Source organism: Magnetococcales bacterium (assembly GCA_015231755.1).
GTDB lineage: Bacteria > Pseudomonadota > Magnetococcia > Magnetococcales > Magnetaquicoccaceae > Magnetaquiglobus.
On sequence record JADGAZ010000003.1, the window covers coordinates 104,880 to 123,633 of the forward strand.

General features: G+C 60.4%; 18 protein-coding genes. 2 read left to right on the plus strand and 16 right to left on the minus strand.

What is annotated here, in order from left to right:
• Window positions 1-13: 13 nt before the first annotated feature.
• The 13 genes from HQL98_02890 to HQL98_02950 all read right to left on the minus strand — a co-directional run bounded on the left by HQL98_02890 (window position 14) and on the right by HQL98_02950 (window position 14,946).
• Window positions 14-3,133, minus strand: a complete 3,120-nt coding sequence (locus tag HQL98_02890; protein ID MBF0271011.1) for an EAL domain-containing protein — start codon at window positions 3,131-3,133, stop codon at window positions 14-16.
• Between the two features lie 295 nt (window positions 3,134-3,428).
• A complete protein-coding gene (gene trpC / locus HQL98_02895; protein MBF0271012.1) occupies window positions 3,429-4,244 on the minus strand; it encodes an indole-3-glycerol phosphate synthase TrpC in 816 nt (271 codons plus the stop codon).
• A gap of 2 nt (window positions 4,245-4,246) precedes the next feature.
• Window positions 4,247-5,272 carry an anthranilate phosphoribosyltransferase gene (gene trpD / locus HQL98_02900; protein MBF0271013.1) on the minus strand — a complete coding sequence of 342 codons (1,026 nt, stop codon included), beginning with the start codon at window positions 5,270-5,272 and terminating at the stop codon, window positions 4,247-4,249.
• 176 nt (window positions 5,273-5,448) lie between these two features.
• Complete coding sequence (locus tag HQL98_02905) at window positions 5,449-6,015, minus strand: aminodeoxychorismate/anthranilate synthase component II (protein ID MBF0271014.1); 567 nt, start codon at window positions 6,013-6,015, stop codon at window positions 5,449-5,451.
• 7 nt (window positions 6,016-6,022) lie between these two features.
• Window positions 6,023-7,513 (minus strand): anthranilate synthase component I, encoded by a 1,491-nt coding sequence (trpE, locus tag HQL98_02910; GenBank protein ID MBF0271015.1) that lies wholly within the window; start codon window positions 7,511-7,513, stop codon window positions 6,023-6,025.
• A gap of 36 nt (window positions 7,514-7,549) precedes the next feature.
• Entirely contained in the window at window positions 7,550-8,113 is a 564-nt protein-coding gene (locus tag HQL98_02915) for a YqgE/AlgH family protein (GenBank protein MBF0271016.1), read from the minus strand.
• 19 nt (window positions 8,114-8,132) lie between these two features.
• Window positions 8,133-9,545 (minus strand): UDP-N-acetylmuramate:L-alanyl-gamma-D-glutamyl-meso-diaminopimelate ligase, encoded by a 1,413-nt coding sequence (gene mpl, locus HQL98_02920; GenBank protein ID MBF0271017.1) that lies wholly within the window; start codon window positions 9,543-9,545, stop codon window positions 8,133-8,135.
• A gap of 2 nt (window positions 9,546-9,547) precedes the next feature.
• Window positions 9,548-10,117, minus strand: a complete 570-nt coding sequence (gene ampD, locus HQL98_02925; protein MBF0271018.1) for a 1,6-anhydro-N-acetylmuramyl-L-alanine amidase AmpD — start codon at window positions 10,115-10,117, stop codon at window positions 9,548-9,550.
• A complete protein-coding gene (locus HQL98_02930) occupies window positions 10,114-10,338 on the minus strand; it encodes a NifU family protein (GenBank protein MBF0271019.1) in 225 nt (74 codons plus the stop codon). The genes ampD and HQL98_02930 overlap by 4 nt, the downstream gene beginning before the upstream one ends.
• A 63-nt stretch (window positions 10,339-10,401) precedes the next feature.
• On the minus strand, window positions 10,402-11,772 hold the full coding sequence (locus tag HQL98_02935) for a TolC family outer membrane protein (GenBank protein MBF0271020.1): 1,371 nt from the start codon (window positions 11,770-11,772) through the stop codon (window positions 10,402-10,404).
• 88 nt (window positions 11,773-11,860) lie between these two features.
• Window positions 11,861-13,777 (minus strand): type IIA DNA topoisomerase subunit B, encoded by a 1,917-nt coding sequence (locus HQL98_02940; protein MBF0271021.1) that lies wholly within the window; start codon window positions 13,775-13,777, stop codon window positions 11,861-11,863.
• Window positions 13,778-13,860: 83 nt separating this feature from the next.
• Window positions 13,861-14,079, minus strand: coding sequence for a translation initiation factor IF-1 (gene infA, locus HQL98_02945; protein MBF0271022.1), 219 nt, complete (start codon window positions 14,077-14,079; stop codon window positions 13,861-13,863).
• A gap of 126 nt (window positions 14,080-14,205) precedes the next feature.
• Window positions 14,206-14,946: an outer membrane lipoprotein-sorting protein gene (locus HQL98_02950; GenBank protein MBF0271023.1), complete on the minus strand. Its 741-nt coding sequence runs from the start codon at window positions 14,944-14,946 to the stop codon at window positions 14,206-14,208.
• Between the two features lie 129 nt (window positions 14,947-15,075).
• On the opposite strand from HQL98_02950, the gene HQL98_02955 reads away from it, so the two are divergent.
• Window positions 15,076-15,888: a hypothetical protein gene (locus HQL98_02955; protein ID MBF0271024.1), complete on the plus strand. Its 813-nt coding sequence runs from the start codon at window positions 15,076-15,078 to the stop codon at window positions 15,886-15,888.
• 39 nt (window positions 15,889-15,927) lie between these two features.
• Here the strand turns inward: HQL98_02955 and HQL98_02960 are convergent, their stop codons facing one another.
• Complete coding sequence (locus HQL98_02960) at window positions 15,928-16,128, minus strand: hypothetical protein (protein MBF0271025.1); 201 nt, start codon at window positions 16,126-16,128, stop codon at window positions 15,928-15,930.
• A 228-nt stretch (window positions 16,129-16,356) separates the two neighbouring features.
• Between HQL98_02960 and HQL98_02965 the strand changes: the two genes are divergently transcribed.
• On the plus strand, window positions 16,357-16,494 hold the full coding sequence (locus tag HQL98_02965) for a hypothetical protein (protein MBF0271026.1): 138 nt from the start codon (window positions 16,357-16,359) through the stop codon (window positions 16,492-16,494).
• 92 nt (window positions 16,495-16,586) lie between these two features.
• On the opposite strand, the gene HQL98_02970 is transcribed toward HQL98_02965, so the two are convergent.
• Both HQL98_02970 and HQL98_02975 read right to left on the minus strand, forming a co-directional pair.
• A complete protein-coding gene (locus tag HQL98_02970) occupies window positions 16,587-17,573 on the minus strand; it encodes a D-alanine--D-alanine ligase (protein ID MBF0271027.1) in 987 nt (328 codons plus the stop codon).
• Window positions 17,574-17,576: 3 nt separating this feature from the next.
• Window positions 17,577-18,746 carry a KamA family radical SAM protein gene (locus HQL98_02975; GenBank protein ID MBF0271028.1) on the minus strand — a complete coding sequence of 390 codons (1,170 nt, stop codon included), beginning with the start codon at window positions 18,744-18,746 and terminating at the stop codon, window positions 17,577-17,579.
• Window positions 18,747-18,754: the final 8 nt, after the last annotated feature.

Here is an 18,754-nt window from a genome sequence, read left to right on the forward strand (position 1 = left end):
GTAACCGTCCCTCCTACGAAAAAAACTTGATAAACTCTTTCTCCGGCATCGGCTTGCCAATCAAATAGCCCTGAATCGCCTCACACCCCCTCTGACACAAATACTCCCGCTGCTCCTCCGTCTCCACCCCCTCTGCAACCACCTGCAACTTCAACCCGTGGGCCATGGACAAAATCGCCTCCACAATCGCGCCATCCCCCCGACAATCCGGTAAATCCCTCACGAACGATTGATCGATCTTCAACGTATTCAAAGGAAAACGCTTCAAATAACCCAACGAAGAATAACCCGTGCCAAAATCATCCATGGCCAAGGAAATCCCCAAATTGCGCAAACACTTCATGATGCCAACCGCCCGCTCCACATTGCCCATGACCATACTTTCGGTAATCTCAATTTCCAGACGCTCCGCAGGCAACCCGGTCTTCTCCAACGAATCCCGAATCTGCTCCAACGAATCCGATTGCTGAAACTCCCGTGACGAAATGTTCACCGCCATCTTGAACGGAATCAAACTCCCCTTGGTCCATCGCGCCGTACTCGCCGCAGCCGAAAACAATACCTGCTTGCCAATCGATAAAATCAATCCGGTCTCCTCAGCCAAAGGAATGAACTGCCCCGGATTCACCAACACACCATCCGGCTTGATCCACCGCACCAAAGCCTCGGCACCACACAACCGATCCTTCTTCAAATCCCACTTGGGCTGATAAAACGGTACCAACTGCTCCCGATCCAAAGCCTTGTACAACTCATCTTCCATGGCGATCCGATCAAACGCCTTGATGTGAACCTCCTTGGAAGCAAAACGAAACGTGTTCCGACCCGCCTCCTTGGCCTGATACATGGCCATGTCCGCCAACTTGATCAAGGTCTCCTGATTGCCGGAATCGGTGGGGAAAAGAGCGATCCCCACACTGGCTCCCACATAGACATTTTGCTCTAAGATATGAACCGGTTCACAGACCGTAGCGATCAGTTTCTGCGCCACCTGGGCCACATGATCGGTATTGGCCAGATCCGCCAGAATAATGGTAAACTCATCCCCCCCCAAACGGGCCACGGTATCGCTCTCACGCACACAATCCCGCAAACGCTGACTGATCTGCTTGAGCAGATTATCCCCAGCCGCATGCCCCAAAGTATCGTTGACCCACTTGAAACGATCCAGATCAATGAACATCAAAGCCAACTGCGCCTCCATACGCCTGGCCCGGGCCAGATCCTGGGCAAGACGCTCTTGAAAAAACATCCGGTTGGGAAGCCCGGTCAAAGCATCGTAAAACGCCAACCGTTCCAACTTGTGCTCCACCGCCTTTTGATCGCTGATGTCCAGAAAAATCGCCATGTAATGGGTCAACTCACCAGCGGAATTGCGAATCGCACTGATGGAAACCCACTTGGGAAACACCTCCCCATTCTTGCGCCGGTCCCAGATCTCCCCTTCCCACTGACCGTTGGTCAACAACTGTTGCCACATCTCCCGGTAAAAAGCGTCGTCATGCCGCCCCGACTTGGTGATGGAAGGCGATTTGCCCACCACCTCATCCCGCTGATAACCGGTGATCGATTCGTAAGCCGGATTCACATCCGTGATCATTCCCCCCGCATTGGTGATCAAGATGGCCTCGCCCGCGTGCTCGAACACCTTGCGGGCGAGAATCAGGGTCTCCTCGGCCCGTTTGCGCTCGGTGATGTCGTTGATCACCCCCACAAACATCCGAAAACCACTGACCCGCATCTCGCTGACGAACAACTCCGCCTTGAAGGTGGATTGATCCCGACGCTGACACACCACCTCCCGCCCCTGATCAATGATCTTGCGTTCGCCACTCTCCAGATACCGATCCACATACCCATCATGGGCATCCCGGATTGGATGAGGCATGAGCCGGTTTACATTTTGTCCCATCATCTCCTCCGCGGCGTAACCAAAAGCCCGCTCCGCCGCCGGATTGAAAATATGCACCAGTTTGTTGGCGTCCATCACCACAATGGCATTGCAGGCCGTTTCCACCACGGCACGCACCAAAGCCGCGTCACGCCGCCGCACCTCTTCGCTCTCTCTCAACGCCCGTGTCATCTCTTCGGCCAACAGCACGGCCCGCTCACGACCGGTCATCAACTGCCAGGCAATCAGGGCCAACAACACGCTGGTCAAAAGACCGATCCACACAATCACCTTGGAGCCGCGACCCGCCACCAAAGCCGCCTTGAATCCCGGCAGCACCTGCATCCGCAAGGTCCACAGATGACCCGCCAACCACAAGGACCGCACCCTGGAAAACTCCCCGGCCTCCGGATCCAGCCCGGAATGGACCGAAACCGTGGAAACGGAGGCATCGGAATCAAACAACAAGGAGTCGGCATTCACCTCCTGACCATCGTAGATTTCCAGATCCACCCCTTCCCCGTAGCGGCCCAGAATGCCATCCATCAGATCGTGGACACGAAACGGTGAATAGGCCCAGCCCACCAGATGGGTGCGCCGCTCCTCGGCAGAGGCCAGGGAACGTCCATTGCGGTAAACTGGAACATACAACAAGAAACCGGCTTGCGGTTGTTGACCATCTTCCTGAACCAAGGTGACCTTGCCGGACAAAGCCGACCCACCCGTATCCCGCGCCCGTTCCATGGCGATGCGCCGCACGGACTCGGAGAACATATCGTAACCAAAAGCCCGCAGATTGCGGCCCGCAAACGGTTCCAGGTAAATGGTCGGGGCATAGAAGGGACGTTCTCCATCCGGATGGATGGTGTAATCGGCAAAACCCTCGCCACGAATCGAAGCGATGTGAGCGGCCTTGTCCTCGGGACGCAAAGCCAAAGAAAAACCCACTCCCTGGATTCCCGGATAACGGGCGTCCAGTTGCAAAGCGGCGACATAATCGCGAAACTCACCCCGGTCCACCCACTCCGAGGCGGCGAATACCCCACCCACTCCCAAAAGCAGTTGCTCCTGAGTGGCCATGCGCTGGGTGATACGGGTCACGATCTCCCGAGTCTGATAGTCGAATTCACGTTGGAGATCGGCACGCCACTCGAATGCGGCAGAACGCTGCCACAAGGAGGTCACCGTCAGACCAACGGCCAGCACCAGCCAGGGAAGCAACCTGAAAAAAGAGACCTTCATGCGAATATCCGTTCCCAAACCAAACTCACGCTCATGACTGGCCGCGTCAACCAACCATGACGCTCCCCCTGCCCACACAAAGCCCGCCTTCAGAAAAGGCGCACCGCTCCCTGGCACCCCCTTTTGACCAACCGGCACGGCCCTAAGTGATGCGACTTCAGACAAATTTTAGATTTGCATATTTTGCTCAACATGCAACTTATGAGATTGTACCCATAATCATGACGCGAGCAAGACAAAAAAGCAAAACAGGGGAAAGGGCCAACACGTCAAAATCACACAGAATTATGAACGGTCACACAGACGCTCCAGCCAGCATGCGACCGAGGGCGGCCCCGGGATCGGACTCCTTCATGAACGACTCGCCGATCAGCACCGCGAAGATATCCTGATCCATCAAACGACGCAGATCTTCCGAATCGCGAATTCCGCTTTCCGAGACCACCACCCGCCCGGCTTCCACCCGCCGCGACAGCCGGAAAGTGGTCTCCAGATCGGTAACGAAGCTCTTGAGATTACGGTTATTGATTCCCATCAGCGGGGTACGCAGCTCGTGGGCCGCCTCCAGTTCCGCCTCGTCGTGGACTTCCACCAGCACATCCATGCCCAACTCGAAGGCCGCCGATTCCAACTCCCGTGCCTGGGGAACCTCCAGAACCGCCATGATCAGCAAAATGGCGTCGGCGCCCAAAGAGCGGGACTCCACCACCTGATAGGGATCATCAACAAAATCCTTGCGCAACACCGGCAACCCGACCCGATCCCGGATGCGCGCCACAAACGACCCCTCCCCGAAAAAGAAATCCCGATCCGTCAGACAGGACAGACAGGTGGCCCCGTTCTGGGCATACCCTTGGGCGATGGCCGCCGGATCGAAGGTCAGGCCAGGGGGATGGATGCGACCCTTGGAGGGGGATCCCAGCTTGACTTCGGCGATCACCGCCGGTTTGGCCGCGCCCGCCTGTTTCACCAGAGCCGACGCAAAACCTCGGGGCGGCTCGATGCCCCGACAGGCGGCCAGCAACCCGGACTCGGAAATTCGATGGCGCGCCTCGGCCACCTCTGCTTTTTTCCGGGCCATGATGCGATCAAGAATGGTGGTTCCGGCCATGATCATGCACTGCTCAAAGAGTTGGAAACGTGAATCAACTGGTTCAGACGGTCCAAAGCCGCACCCCGATCCAGGGCGTTGGCGGCCAACGCGATGCCTGCGCCGATGGTCTCGGCCTTGCCCGCCACCTTCAGGGCGGCCCCGGCGTTGAGCAGCACGATGTGACGGCGGGGACCGGTTTCTCCTGCCAGGATGCCACGGGTGATGCCCGCGTTGAAAGCCGCATCCCCTCCCGCCAGATCCTCGGGCCGGGCCAGGGGAATGCCGAACAGTTCCGGATGAATCTCATACCGGTTCACAACACCCTCCGGGGTCCACTCCGCCACATGGGTCAAACCCGTGGTGGTGATTTCGTCCAGACCGTCGAAACCATGCACCACCATGGCGTGACGGGATCCCAGCACCCCCAGGGCGCGGGCCATGGGTTCCACCCAACGGGCGTCGAACACCCCCAGCAGTTGATTCGGCGCACCGGCGGGATTGGTCAACGGACCCAGCAGGTTGAACACCGTGCGATAGCCCAACTCCTGACGGGGCCCCATGGCGTGACGCATGGCCCCATGATGACGGGGCGCAAACAAAAAACCGATTCCCACCTCTTTCAGACACCGCTCCACCGCCGGCGGTTCCAGATCGATTTTCACCCCCAAAGCCAGCAGCAGATCCGCAGAACCGCTTTTCGAGGAGATGGCGCGATTGCCATGTTTGGCCACGGTGACACCGCAGGCCGCCACCACAAAAGCCACGGTGGTGGAGATGTTGAAGGTGCCCAGGCCATCCCCGCCGGTGCCGCAGGTGTCGATCACATCGCCGGTGGCGACCACGCGGGTGGCCTTGTCGCGCATGGTCATGGCGGACCCGGCGATCTCGTCCACAGTCTCTCCCTTGAGACGCAAGGCGGTCAGATAGGCGCCGATCTGGGCCTGGGTCATCTCCCCGGACATGATGCGGTCCATCATCCAGCGCGCTTCGAGTCGCGTCAGATCGCACCCTGTCACCAATCGCCCCAGAATCTCCTTGATCTCCACCAGCCGCCCCCATTCGATCACAATTGAAAAAAAAGCGGGGGTCTGGGGGATTCTTCCCCCAGGGTTTTGACTTTAAAATCTTCTAAAAATATAAAATTTATTTTTTAAAAGACAAAAAGATAAAATCAAAACCCTGGGGAATGAATTCCCCTGCCCCCTTCTTTTTTTTTCAATAGTCAACAACCACGCAGAAAATTGGCCAACAGATCATGACCATGTTCGGTCAAAATCGACTCGGGATGAAACTGCACCCCCTCCACCGGCAAGGTCCGATGGCGCAATCCCATCACCAGACCATCTCCGGTCCAGGCGGTGACCCGCAACGACTCGGGCACCGAATCCCTGGCCACCACCAGCGAATGATAACGGGTGGCCTGAAACGGCATCGGCAAACCGGTGAACACCCCACTGCCGTCATGTTCGATAATCGAGGTCTTGCCATGCATCAAATGGGGCGCCCGCACCACCAAACCACCAAAAGCCTGGCCGATGGCCTGATGTCCCAGACACACCCCCAGAATCGGCACCCGACCCGACAAACGCCGAATCACCTCCAAGGTGATCCCCGCCTGATCCGGATTGCCCGGCCCCGGGGAAATGACCAGTCGATCCGGTGCCATGGCCTCGATTTCCTCGATGGTCAAGGCGTCGTTGCGACACACCCGCACATCCGCCCCCAACTCGCCAAAATACTGGGCCAGATTATAGGTGAAAGAGTCATAATTATCGATCAACAGGAGCATGAAAGCCTCACTCCAAGCCTTGCTGAACCAGATCCACGGCACGCAACACGGCGCGCGCCTTCTCCCGGGTCTCTTCGTACTCGCGCTCAGGCCGGGAGTCGGCGACGATGCCCGCTCCGGCTTGCACATACAGCCGTCCCCCCTTGATCACCGCCGTGCGCAAGGTGATGGCCATATCCATGTTACCGGAAAAAGAGATGTATCCCACCGCCCCCGCGTAAGGCCCACGCCGGGAAACCTCCAACTCGTCGATGATCTCCATGGCGCGGATTTTCGGAGCGCCACTCACGGTCCCGGCGGGAAAAGTGGCCGCCACCAGATCAAAAGCGTCCAGACCCGGCTTGAGCCGCGCCTCCACGTTGGAAACAATGTGCATCACATGGGAATAGCGTTCCACCACAAAACGTTCCGTCACCTTGACCGTGCCGTTCACCGCCACCCGTCCCAGATCGTTGCGCCCCAGATCCACCAGCATGATATGCTCCGCCACCTCCTTGGGATCGGCGAGCAACTCCTGCTCCAAGGCCAGATCCTGGGCGGCATCCGCGCCCCGACGCCGGGTGCCGGCGATGGGACGCACCGTGGCGGTCTCGCCTTCCTGACGGACCAGGATCTCCGGGCTGGAACCCACGATGGAAAAATCCCCCATGCGCAAAAAATAGAGGTAAGGGGAAGGATTGGTGGCCCGCAACGCCCGATACAAGGCGATGGGGGGATGTTCGAAGGGAATCGACAACCGATGGGACAACACCACCTGGAAAATGTCGCCGGCCAGGATGTACTCCTTGGCGCGACGCACCGACTCCTCGTAGGCTTCCCGGGAGGTTTCATGCACGAAATCGGCTTCGGTGACCGGTTGGCCGGGGACACGGGAGGGAGCGCGGGCCAGACCCGCCTTGAGTTTTTCCACCACCGCGTCGATGCGGGCGGTGGCCTGCTGGTACAACCGATCCAGGGAATCTCCCGGCTCCACCAGAACGTTGACCACCACCTTGAGCTTGCCGAACAGGTTGTCGAAGATCAAGGTCAGATCGGTCAACATGAACTGGGCATCGGGACATCCCAGCACGTTGGGATTGTCATCCGGAATGCGCTCGAAACAGCGCACCATGTCATAGGAGAAATAGCCCACCGCCCCCCCGTGGAACCGGGGCAACCCCTCTACGGCCACTGGACGGAAACGACTCATGAACCGCTTGAGGATGGCCATGGGATCCCCCTCCTCCTCGACGCGGGAGCCGTCAACCGGTCGATGGATCTCCACCCGGTTGCCGTGAACCGTGAACAGGGCCATGGGATCCAGACCAATCATGCTGTAGCGGCCCCATTTCTCCCCGCCCTGGACCGATTCCAGCAAAAAGGCGTAAGGCTGGCCATCCGCCACCTTGAGAAAGGCGGAAACCGGAGTATCCAGATCCGCCATGATCTCCCGATAGACCGGAATCAGATTGCCCAGAGTGGCCAGTGTGTGAAACTGCCGCAAGGAAGGTTGAATCATGCCCCTTCATCCATCCCAAAGACCATCGAAAAGGATTCAATTGATCAAATGCGCGCCGGGATCGGCCAGCAAAGCCGGATGGATTCCCAGGCCACGCATGGCCGTACTCCAGCGGTCCACAGCCGGAGCGTCGAACAGCACCGAACGGTTCGGCTCGCTCACCAGCCAGGTGTTGGCCCGCAATTCGGCCTCCAACTGTCCGCTGGCCCAGCCGGAGTAACCCAGAGCCAGAAGAAACCGCCCTCCGGTTTCATCCACCAGATGACGCAGGATATCCGGATTGGTTCCCAGATACAGTCCCTTTTCCACCTCGATATAACCCGGACAAGGCACACTGCGCTCATACAGAATGAAACCCCGATCCAGGGCCACGGGACCGCCCTGATACACCAGGGGATGCTGATCCGTGCGCCGCCAGGACAACCCCAACTGTTGCATGATTTCGTGCATGGAGACGGGATGGGGTTGATTGATCACCAAACCCAAAGCCCCGTCGCTGTTGTGGGAGCAGACGAACAATACCGCCCGCTCAAAATTGGCGTCGCGAAGACCGGGCATGGCAATCAAAAACTTACCGGCCAGACTCCCTTCCTGTCTCATCTGCGCCCATCCCCTTCGATCAGCCACCCTGGGACAACATGATCCGCAACCGCTCGTGAATGCCGTCGAATCCCCCGTTGCTCATCACCACCACCCGGTCGCCGGGGCGCAACCGTTCTTGCAGATGGGCCACGGTTTCCGCCGCCCCATCCACCACCATGGCCCTGGGTTCGTGACCCGACAAGGGACGGGCCCGATTGATGGTTTCCACCACCGCCTCCACGTCCAGAAGATCGTCGGCAGCCAGTCCACGGGCCGCCGGACGGGCCAGCACCACCCGATCCGCCGCCGCCAGGGCCGGGGCCAGACGATCCTGATGGATCCGCCGCCGCATGGTGTTGGAACGGGGTTCCAGGATCACCCAGATCCGGGCCTCGCCCACACTGGCGCGCAATCCCCGCAAGGTGGTATCGATGGCCGTGGGGTGGTGGGCGAAATCATCATAAACCGCCACACCCCGGATTTCAAAGCGCAGTTGCAACCGACGGGCCACACCGCGAAAAGCGGCCAGTCCATCCCGGACCCGCAAGGGATCCATGCCGTGGGACAGGGCCGCAGCCGCCACCGCCAGACCGTTCATCACATTGTGCCGCCCGGTGGCATTCCAGGTGACAGTGAACAGCGGTCGTCCCTCCCGCAACAGGGTCCAGACCCGCCCGTCCTCTTGATCCAGATGGGCGGAAAACGGATGGGGAGCCTCCAGGCCATACCGGATCACCCGGGAGTGGGCATGGGAAAGCAAGGCTTCGATCTCCGGATCGTCCCCGTTGGCCAGGATCAGTCCGGAAGCCGGCACGGTGCGCAGCAACAGCCGGAACTGCACCCGGATGGATTCCAGATCCGGATAGATATCCGCGTGATCGTATTCCAGATTGTGCAAAATCAGGGTGCGGGGACGATAGTGCAGAAACTTGGGTCGCTTGTCGAAAAAGGCGGTATCGTATTCGTCCCCCTCGATCACCACCCAGGGGCCTTGCGGCGCCCGGGCACCGAGACCAAAATCCAGAGGAATGCCCCCGATCAAAAATCCCGCCCCCCAACCCGCCTCTTCCCACACCCGGGCCATGAGGCTGGTGGTGGTGGTCTTGCCATGGGTGCCGGTTACCACCACCGGATGACGCCCCTGCAACACATGCTGAAACAGCCATTCGGGTCCGGAAACAAAGGGGATGTCCGAATCCATCAACGCTTCCAGCTCCGGATTGCCCCGGGAGATGGCATTGCCCACCACCACCAGATCCGGAACCGGATGCAAATTTTCCGGACGAAATCCCTCCGCCACCGGGATGGCCCGTTCGGCCAGAAAATCGCTCATGGGAGGATAGACCCCGGCGTCGGATCCGGTGACCCGCCAGCCGCTCTCCTGGGCCAACGCGGCGATGCCAGCCATGGCCGTGCCGCAGACACCAATGATGTGAAGATGCTTGACCATGCTCATTCCCAGACCAAGGAGTTTCTTTCATCGGGATGCGCCCAACGCAACAAGGCGCGAAAATGTTCCCAGTCGAAACCGGAACCCGGATCCCATTTGCGATCCGGAGCGATATCCCGATGACCGACGATCCGCTCCGGAGTCAGGGCGGGCAGTTCGTCCATCAAGGTGCGGGCCAATCCGGCCAGACGGCTGTACTGCTCGGGGGTGAACTCTCCGTGTTCCACCCCTTCCAGCTCCACCCCCACGGAATAATCGTTGCAGGACTCCCGTCCCAGCCAGTTGCTTTTGCCCGCGTGCCAAGCCCGTTTGGCCACCGGCACATACTGGGTCAACGCCCCGGTGCGCTCGATGAGAAAATGGGCCGATACCCGCAATCCCGCCAACTGACGAAAATACGGATGGGCATCCAGATCCAGCCGACCCAAAAACAGATCATCCACAAACGGACCGCCGAAGGCTCCGGGGGGAAGGCTGATGGCATGCACCACCAACAGATCCACCGGCCCCCCCTCGGGCCGATCATCCGCATGAGGGGATGGAAGATACCGCACGGTCCGCCGGACGGTCAGCGCACGTTCTCCACAGAGACCACTTCCGGAATGCGCTGCTTCATGATGCGCTCGATGCCCCCTTTCAGGGTCATGATGGCGCCGGGACAGGTGCCGCAGGCGCCCCGCAGACGCACATGCACCACATTGTCCGGTGTGACCTCCACCAGTTCCACATCCCCGCCATCCCGTTGCAGCATGGGACGAATCTCTTCCAGAACCTTTTGCACCTGCTCCAGCATAGTCGTGTTCTCCAATCCTGGGTGTATCCAAATGGATTTCGGGTTGAACGGTCCGCCCCGGAACTACCGACGGGGTGGCTTGGGTGAGTCCCTGTCGGATGACTCCCGGCTGGGACGGTCTCCGGTTTGGGGAGGATTCAGGGTCAGGGCTTCCAGGGTCAAACGTCCCATGGCGTGCAACAGGCGAAACCCGGAATTCACCATGCCGAACCGGCTTTTGGCCAGTTCGGTCTCGGCGGAAAAGGCCTCGTTGCGGGCATCCAGCAGATCCAGGGCCGTGCGGGTGCCGACACGATACTCCCGATCCACGCCGTCCAAGGCGTCATCGGCGGCCTTCAGGGCGGTTTCCAGGGCCACATCGGCGGCCCGGGCGCTGTGCAGATCCAACGCCGCCGCTTCCACCTCCCGGGTGATCTGGAGTCGCAACCGTTCCACCTCGGCGGCCTGGGCCTCCTGACGGGCCAGGGCTTCGGCGGTTTGGGATACCACCATGCCACCGGCGTAGATCGGTACCGTCACCCCCAGATCCACGGCGTATTTGTTCACCGGATCGATGGTATTGGAGATCTCCTCGCCCCAGTTGCGGCTCGCCTTGGCGGAAAGGGCCACCGATGGCATGTGACCGGCCCGTTTCAAATCCACCTCATCCTCGGCGACTTTCAGACGCAAGATGGCAGCCACCAGATCGGGACGCTCCGCAGCCCGGGTTTGCAGTTCGGAACGGGGCAGGTCATCCAGTTTGTCGCGGAATCCCGGCAAGTGCAATCCTTCCGGCACCGGGCCGCCGGTCACCTCCTGAAAACGGGCCCGGGCCACCGCCAGGGTGTTTTCGGAGCGCACCAGATTGGCCTCGGCGCTGGCCAGACGGGATTCCGCCTGACTCACATCGGTGCGGGTGATCTCCCCCACCTTGAAACGGGAACGGGTCGCCTCCAGATGATGTTTCAGCAACTCCCGATTGTTCTTGGCCAGCCGGACCACCTCGGAGGCCTGCAACACCTCCACCGCCGTGGAGGCCGCCTCAAGAAAAACCGCCTGAATGGCCGCCTGGGCATCCTGCTCCACCGAGGCGATATAGGGTTTGGTCTGACGGAAGCCCACCAGCGCCTTTTGATTGAACAGGGACTGGGTCAGGGAGAGTCCCACCACTGCCGGATCGGTGCTGCTGCTGCCGCCACCACTCCATTCGAGACGACTGTGACCCCGGGAGGCGTTGAGGTCGAGGGTAGGCATGAGCAGGGCGCGACTTTGGGGCAGACGCTCCAAAGCGGCCTTGAGTTGGGCGGCGGCGGCGATGATTTTGGGATTTTTCTGCAACGCCGCCTCCATGGAGGCCACAAACGGATCGGTCGCCCCGGAACCGGCCAATGCCGCTCCGGTCAGTCCGATCATCGCCACGCCGATCCCGAAAAGACGCTTGATCACGGCAAACACGCCTGCACCCCTTTGCAAAATGTGGATACGATCCCCATGTTGTTCCCGCCATGTGACCATGAGCGAGCAAACATAGGGCGATTGCGGTTCAAATGTCCAGATGATCCTTTGCGAACGGGGCTTTTTCCTGAATGAAACGAAACCGTTCGGCGGGTCTTTTGCCCATCAGGCGATCGAAGGTGTCATCGGTGGAGACCGGATCATCCACCACCACCTTGAGCATGTGACGGGTCTGGGGAGACATGGTGGTCTCCCGCAACTGAGCCGGATCCATCTCCCCCAACCCCTTGAAACGGGAGATTTCCACCTTGGCGTTGGCGCGTTTTTTCAGGATCGCGGCGATCACCACCTGTTTGGCCGCATCGTCGAGGGCATAACGGGTCTCGGCCCCGGTGGTGATCCGGTACAAGGGGGGCTGGGCCAGAAACAACCGGCCCGCCTGGATCAACGGGGCCATGTGACGGTAAAAAAAGGTCAACAGCAAACTGGCGATGTGGGCCCCATCCACGTCGGCGTCGGTCATGATGACCACACGGCCATAACGCACCTTGTCCAGGGTGAAGGCCCGACCATGATCGGCGCCGATGGCGGTGATCAGGTTTTTGATTTCGGCGTTGGCCTCGAATTTTTCCAGGTTGGCCTGCTCCACGTTGAGAATTTTGCCCCGCAACGGCAGCACCGCCTGGGTATTGCGATCCCGGGCCTGCTTGGCGGATCCTCCCGCCGAATCCCCTTCGACGATAAACAGTTCCGTGGCGCTGGTATCCGAAGAGATGCAATCCGTCAACTTGCCCGGCAAAGTCAGGCGGGTGGTGGCGCTCTTGCGGGTGACCCGGGATTGATTCTTTTTGCGGTTGAACCGCTCCCGGGACCGTTCGATGGCCAACTCCACCAGTCGGGTGGCCCGTTCCGGAGCACCATGCAACCAATGGTCCAGGTTGTCCTTGATGATCGCCTCGACCTTGCGGGCCACGCCGGCGTTGGTGAGCCGGTCCTTGGTCTGACCCGCGAACTCGGGGTTGGAAACGAACAACGACAACACCCCGTTCAAACCGTCCAGCACATCCTCGGGGGCCAGTTCCAGCCCTTTGGGCACCAGATTGCGCGCCTCGGCGAACTCCCGCACCCCCTTGATCAGGGCCGCCCGCAGTCCGGCCTCGTGTACCCCTCCCTCCCGGGTGGGAATGGTGTTGCAGTAAAACAGGGTCGAACCCCGCTCCTCGGCGGTCCAGACCATGGCCCATTCCAGACGACCCTTGCCGTCGTCGCCGAACCGCTCCACCAGACCGGCGAACGGCTCCGCGATCACCCGCTGCTCACCCGGCACCATCTCCCGCACAAAATCCCGCACTCCGTCGGGATACAGGAAAGTCTGATCGGCATTCTGCGTCTCGTCCCGCAAAACGACCGTCAGACCCCGATTGAGATAGGCCTTGGCGCGACACATCTCCACCAAACGTTGGGGATCGAAGCGGGTCTGGGGAAAAATGTCGCCATCGGGGGCAAAGGTCACCAGGGTGCCGTGACGGCGGGTGGCCTCCAGACGTTCCAGGGGACAGGCGGTGCGACCCCGTTCGTAGCGTTGCCGCCAGCGGAAGCCATCCCGTTCTACCACCACCTCGGTCCAGGCGGACAGGGCGTTGACCACCGACACCCCCACCCCGTTGAGACCGCCAGCGGTTTCGTAAGCCTGATCGTTGAATTTTCCGCCGGCGTGCAGGGTGGTCATGATGACCTCCAACGCCGACTTGTCCGGATAACGGGGCAAGGGATCCACCGGAATGCCCCGGCCATTGTCCCACACCGCCACCGCCCCATCCTTGCGCAGGGTCACCTGCACACGGTTGGCGTGACCCGAGGAGGCCTCATCCGTGGCATTGTCCAGGAGTTCCACCACGAGGTGGTGCAAGGCCTGTTCGTCGGTGCCGCCGATATACATGCCCGGCCGCCGACGCACGCCTTCCAGCCCTTCCAGGACCTCGATCTGGGATGCGTTGTAACTCATGCTTGAATGGTGCCCTCTCGCCCGTGGGAAAGATGTCCCCAAGGAGGGGGGAGAAAGTCATCCGGCTTCTTTGAAGAAGGGAACTACTTGTGACGGTAAGAGATGCGCCCCTTGGTGAGATCATAGGGGGTCAGTTGTACCGTCACCTTGTCGCCCGGCAGGATACGGATATAGTGCTTTCTCATGCGTCCGGAGATGTGGCACAACAGCTTGTGCTGATTCTCCAGCTCCACGCGGAACATGGCGTTGGGAAGGTTTTCCATGACCGTTCCCTCCATTTCTATGACATCTTCCTTACTCAATATTCATCACTCCCAAGACGGGTCCGAACAAATTGGAAGCGGACCACTGTGAAGCAAGCCAAACCCATTGTCAAGCCCGATTGTCGGGCACCGCTGCCAAGCCACCATTCCCGCCTGGGGATGAGATCACTTCATCAAGCGGCCGGCATGGGGCAGGAACTCCCGGGTGAAGGCATTGGCGGGAAACTCCCGACTCTCCGCCCGACCCACCCGCCAGGACGAACGATAGGCCTGATTCATGCCGCTGGCGGTCTCCATGAGCATGGGCAGCAAATGATCCCCATCCGACTCCTGGGCTTCCCGGTACTGGATGGTCTTGAGAGCGAAACCACCGGCGTCGAACTGGGACAACTCCAGAGGCATCAGACTCTTTTTGTCCACCTTGAGTTCCAATCGGGCGTAGGGACTGCTCTCGAAACGGGGCTTGAGGGAAAGAGTCCACACCGACTCCTCCTCTTTGGCCAGGGTGGGGAGATATTCTTCGGAAAAATTCCCGATCAGAAAATCCGCATTGTTGAACACCCCACCCACCATGGAGAGCATCAGGTTGGTCTTGCGGGTTTCCAATTCACCGGGCATGTGCAGCCACACTTCGTCGCCTACCCGGAGTACCGCCCGTCCCCGCAACTCATCCGGGGAGACCACCATCGCCAAAGCCCGACGACCGCTGGCCTGGGCGCAATACAAGGTCACGGTACGCTGACGGGTGTTGGGCAAATTGAAGGTAATCCGGTTGAACGTTTCGTAGGAGGGGGAGTGCATCTTGCGATCCACGGCGCGCAGAATCTCTTCGGCATTCATGCCCCAGGCCGTGGATAACACAGACCACACCATCACCGCCACGAGACCGCCTAACCACCGTCTCACGCTCCGCCCGGAGCCAAGCATCCAGGGTTCACGGGGAAAAAAGTGCATTGCAACCATGGTGTCACCGTCCAACCGATGTTAATGTACCCCAAAATTTTCTCAAACCCTTTCACCGAAACCAGCCCAAGCATGATCGACCTCACTCCCCATGCCCAAATCCACGACCACTCCCTCTGGCCATGGCTGTTGGCTCTCCTGGTCACAGGCGTCACCGTCTGGCTGGTTTATGATTTCCTGATTGCGCCGATCTGGAAAAAACGCCACATCCTGGCATCCATTCCCTACTGTCCATCCCTGCTGCTGCCCCAACTGCCCGCGGAACTCGACAAGGTGATCCTGGTGCCCAGCCACAAGCTGATGCACATGAATTATCGGGTCAACCTGTTTCGGCTCACCTGCTCGTGCATGCGTTTCCGCCGCATCAGACGGTTCTATCCGGCCAACGACATCCGCCGTTTGTGCCGCCATCTGCGCAAAGAGCTGCTCACGCACAGCTGCGCCCAACAACTGGACGAACTAACCCGAGGGGTGATCGCCTCCCGGCTGCGGGATGGCTGCTACACCCGCGAAAGCCTGTCCACATCGGAAATGGTCGTCGGGTTTCACCCCCGCAGCACCATCATCCGGATCTACACCTACCGCAAAAGCCAGGATGACCTGCCCATCGGCCCCTACACCGGCCCGGTGGACAAGTTCACCTACAACCACCGGCAGGATCTCTGGATCTACGGCGAACCGCCCCCCAACAGCGAAGAGATTCTCTCGGTGGTGGAAACCCTCATGACCGCCTGCCGGGCGCGCTATCCCCATCCCAACAAGCTGCCCCAGTCCAAGGGGGAGACCCTCTCCATGCCCATCCCCGAAACCGAGGCCACCCAGGCGGCCCATGCCCGTCGGGAACGGATCCTGGCCGCCCGAAGATCCACCACGCCGCTGCAATGAATCCTGCAACGAAAAAAGGCAACCGCTTTTCTTGATCGGTTAATACATACGCCCGGCGATCTTGCCGCGACGCAAGGTCCACCCTCTGCCCAACTGCCGTTCGGTCACCGTGGCCCGGGCCGGGGTCTGGGCATCGACACTGTCCAGCCAAGCCAGCCAGTCCGCCCGGGTGGCGACAAAAAAGGTTCCCACACGGCTCATCGCCTCCGGGGAACGGGATCCTTGCGATCCGTGAATCATGACGTTTGACTCCTTTAGCAACACGTGAAGGCCCAAGACCATCCATTCCTGACAAACCGAGTCTAGCAATACTCATACCATGATTTCTTTGACCGTAATCGTGAAATTCGTTAATCCAACCCATCAAAAAAATCCATGGAAAAGATCCGAATTTTGATTGCCGCTCACAGGGATTCGCTTATAATGGTACCCTTATTCACCAACAACTTTTCTTCCATGGAGGAAGGTATGGCCGTCTCGAAACAACCCGCCGCCAAACCCGCTGCCGCCAAGCCCCCAGCGGCCAAGCCCGCCGCCAAGCCCGCCGCCAAACCGGCCGCGGCCAAACCCTCAGCCGCCCCCAGAGGCGCGGCCAAGGGACGCTGACCTTCGGTCACGGCTCCCGGACCAGCCCTTTCAGTTCTTAAGTAGAACCCGTTTTGCCAAAGCCTTCGGGATTCCCGAAGGCTTTTTTTCATTCAGGATCTCTCCCCGGCCATGCGCTCCACCGCTCCGGCCACCATGGCCAGGATCAACGGCTCATACGACCACCCGGCCATGGCCGCCATGCGCGGAAAACCCGACAGCTCCGGATGCAATCCGGCCAGCGGGTTGATCTCCAGAAAACAGGGCATGCCCGCCCCGTCGGAACGAAAATCCAGACGCCCCGCATCCCGACATCCCAACAACCGATAGATGGCCAATCCCTGCTCCAGGGCCAACAACGCCTCGGCGTCATCCACCAACCGATAGGCCACCCGACTGCCGCTGCACTCCTTGTTCGCAAACGAATAGATCCCGGCGTCATCCCGGGTGGCGAAGACGATCTCGGCCACCAACGCCAGACGGATGGTCTCGGCGTTCCCCACGATGGCCACCGTGAACTCCCGACCCGGCAAATACGGCTCCACCAGCACCGGCTGGGCGAAACGGTGACGCAACTCCCAAAAGACCGCTTCCAGCCTGTGCCGGCTCTCGACCCGGGAACGGGCCGAACACCCCTTGCCGCTCCCTTCGGCCACGGGTTTCAAAAACATCGGATAGGAAAAAACCACGGAGTCCAGATCCTCATGCCGATCCAGCACCGCGAACGGAGCCGTGGACAGTCCCGCGTCCCGCACCACCCGTTTGCACATCCCCTTGTCCAGGGAGAGGGCCAAAGTCAACGGGTCGGAAAAAAGGTAGGGGATCCCATACGCTTCCAGCAGCCCCGGAACCTGGGCCTCCCGACTGCGCCCCCGCACCCCCTCGGCGATGTTGAACACCAGATCCCAACGTCTTCCCGCCACCAGAGCCGACGCCAACGCCCGGATATGGCCGATGCGCTCCACCCGATGCCCTCCGCTCTCCAGGGCCGCCACCAACGCCGCCACGGTTTCCGGACGATCGAACTCCGCCAGATGCTCCTCGTCCAGCCCTGAGTCCCGATAATCATCCCGCAGATCATACACCAAACCGATTTGCACCCTTCAATGACTCCTTTTTCCCTCGGGAGGATCCGGATAACGGTAAATCCCACCCAAATGACTCTTCAGCAACACCCCTTCGGCGTCCCGTCCCACCAGGGTGACCGGTCCCACCGGAATCTTGCCTCCGCCCCCAGGGGCATCGATCACGTAACGGGGCACCGCGTAGCCGCTCAAGTGCCCCACCAGTCCTTCCATCAGCCGGATCCCCTGCTCCACCGGAACCCGGAAATGGCCGGAACCGGGAATCGGATCACACTGATACAGATAATAAGGCCGCACCCGGTTGCGCAACAAGCCACGCATCAAGGCCCGCAGGGTTTCCAGGGAGTCGTTGATCCCGGCCAGCAGCACGGTCTGCCCCGCCAGCATGATGCCCGCATCCGCCAGACGAGCCAGGGCCACCCCAGCCTCCGGGGTCAACTCGGCGGGATGGGTGGCATGGAGGCTCACCGCCAGGGGATGATGCCGCTTCAGCATGGCCACCAGCTTGCGAGTCACCCGCATGGGCAACACCAGGGGCATGCGGGTGCCGAGGCGCAGCAGTTCCACATGGGGAATGGCCCGCAGACGGGTCAACAGGGTATCGAGTTTCCGGGTGGACAGCATCAGGGGATCACCGCCGGAAACCAGCACGTCCCGGATCTCCGGATGGGCCGCGACATAGGCGATGGCCTGATCCCAATGACCCTCGGGATGGATCCGCCCTCCCACCAGACGGGAACGGGTACAGTAGCGGCAATAGGTGGCGCACACCCCGGTGGCCAGAATCACCACCCGATCCGTGTAGCGTCGGATCACCCCGGGAGCCACCGTATCCCGGACCTCGTCCAGGGGATCCTCCGACTCTCCCGCCGAGCGCACGAGTTCATCCACCACCGGCAGCAGGGTACGGCGCAACGGATCCAAGCAATCATCCGGATCCATCAGCGCCGCATAATAGGGAGTCACCGCCACCGGCAATCCCCCCTCCCGACGTTCCCATCCCTGCCGCTCCGGATCGGAAAGGTTCAACACCCGCGCCAAGGCGGGAAGATCCCGCAACCGGTGTCGCACCTGCCAGCGCCAGTCCGACCACCGGGCCGCGTCCGCCTCCGGAAAAAACCGACGACGAAACGCCTCACGCCCTCTTTCCGCCAATCCGTCGGACACGCCACATCTCCCCCAACCCAGGCCAACCT

Excerpts from the sequence above, each read along its gene's own strand:
- HQL98_02890 (MBF0271011.1), bottom strand. The coding sequence starts at position 3,133 with ATGAAGGTCTCTTTTTTCAGGTTGCTTCCCTGGCTGGTGCTGGCCGTT.
- trpC (MBF0271012.1), bottom strand. The coding sequence starts at position 4,244 with ATGGCCGGAACCACCATTCTTGATCGCATCATGGCCCGGAAAAAAGCA.
- HQL98_02905 (MBF0271014.1), bottom strand. The coding sequence starts at position 6,015 with ATGCTCCTGTTGATCGATAATTATGACTCTTTCACCTATAATCTGGCC.
- trpE (MBF0271015.1), bottom strand. The coding sequence starts at position 7,513 with ATGATTCAACCTTCCTTGCGGCAGTTTCACACACTGGCCACTCTGGGC.
- HQL98_02915 (MBF0271016.1), bottom strand. The coding sequence starts at position 8,113 with ATGAGACAGGAAGGGAGTCTGGCCGGTAAGTTTTTGATTGCCATGCCC.
- mpl (MBF0271017.1), bottom strand. The coding sequence starts at position 9,545 with ATGGTCAAGCATCTTCACATCATTGGTGTCTGCGGCACGGCCATGGCT.
- HQL98_02930 (MBF0271019.1), bottom strand. The coding sequence starts at position 10,338 with ATGCTGGAGCAGGTGCAAAAGGTTCTGGAAGAGATTCGTCCCATGCTG.
- HQL98_02940 (MBF0271021.1), bottom strand. The coding sequence starts at position 13,777 with ATGAGTTACAACGCATCCCAGATCGAGGTCCTGGAAGGGCTGGAAGGC.
- HQL98_02955 (MBF0271024.1), top strand. The coding sequence starts at position 15,076 with ATGATCGACCTCACTCCCCATGCCCAAATCCACGACCACTCCCTCTGG.
- HQL98_02960 (MBF0271025.1), bottom strand. The coding sequence starts at position 16,128 with ATGATTCACGGATCGCAAGGATCCCGTTCCCCGGAGGCGATGAGCCGT.
- HQL98_02965 (MBF0271026.1), top strand. The coding sequence starts at position 16,357 with ATGGCCGTCTCGAAACAACCCGCCGCCAAACCCGCTGCCGCCAAGCCC.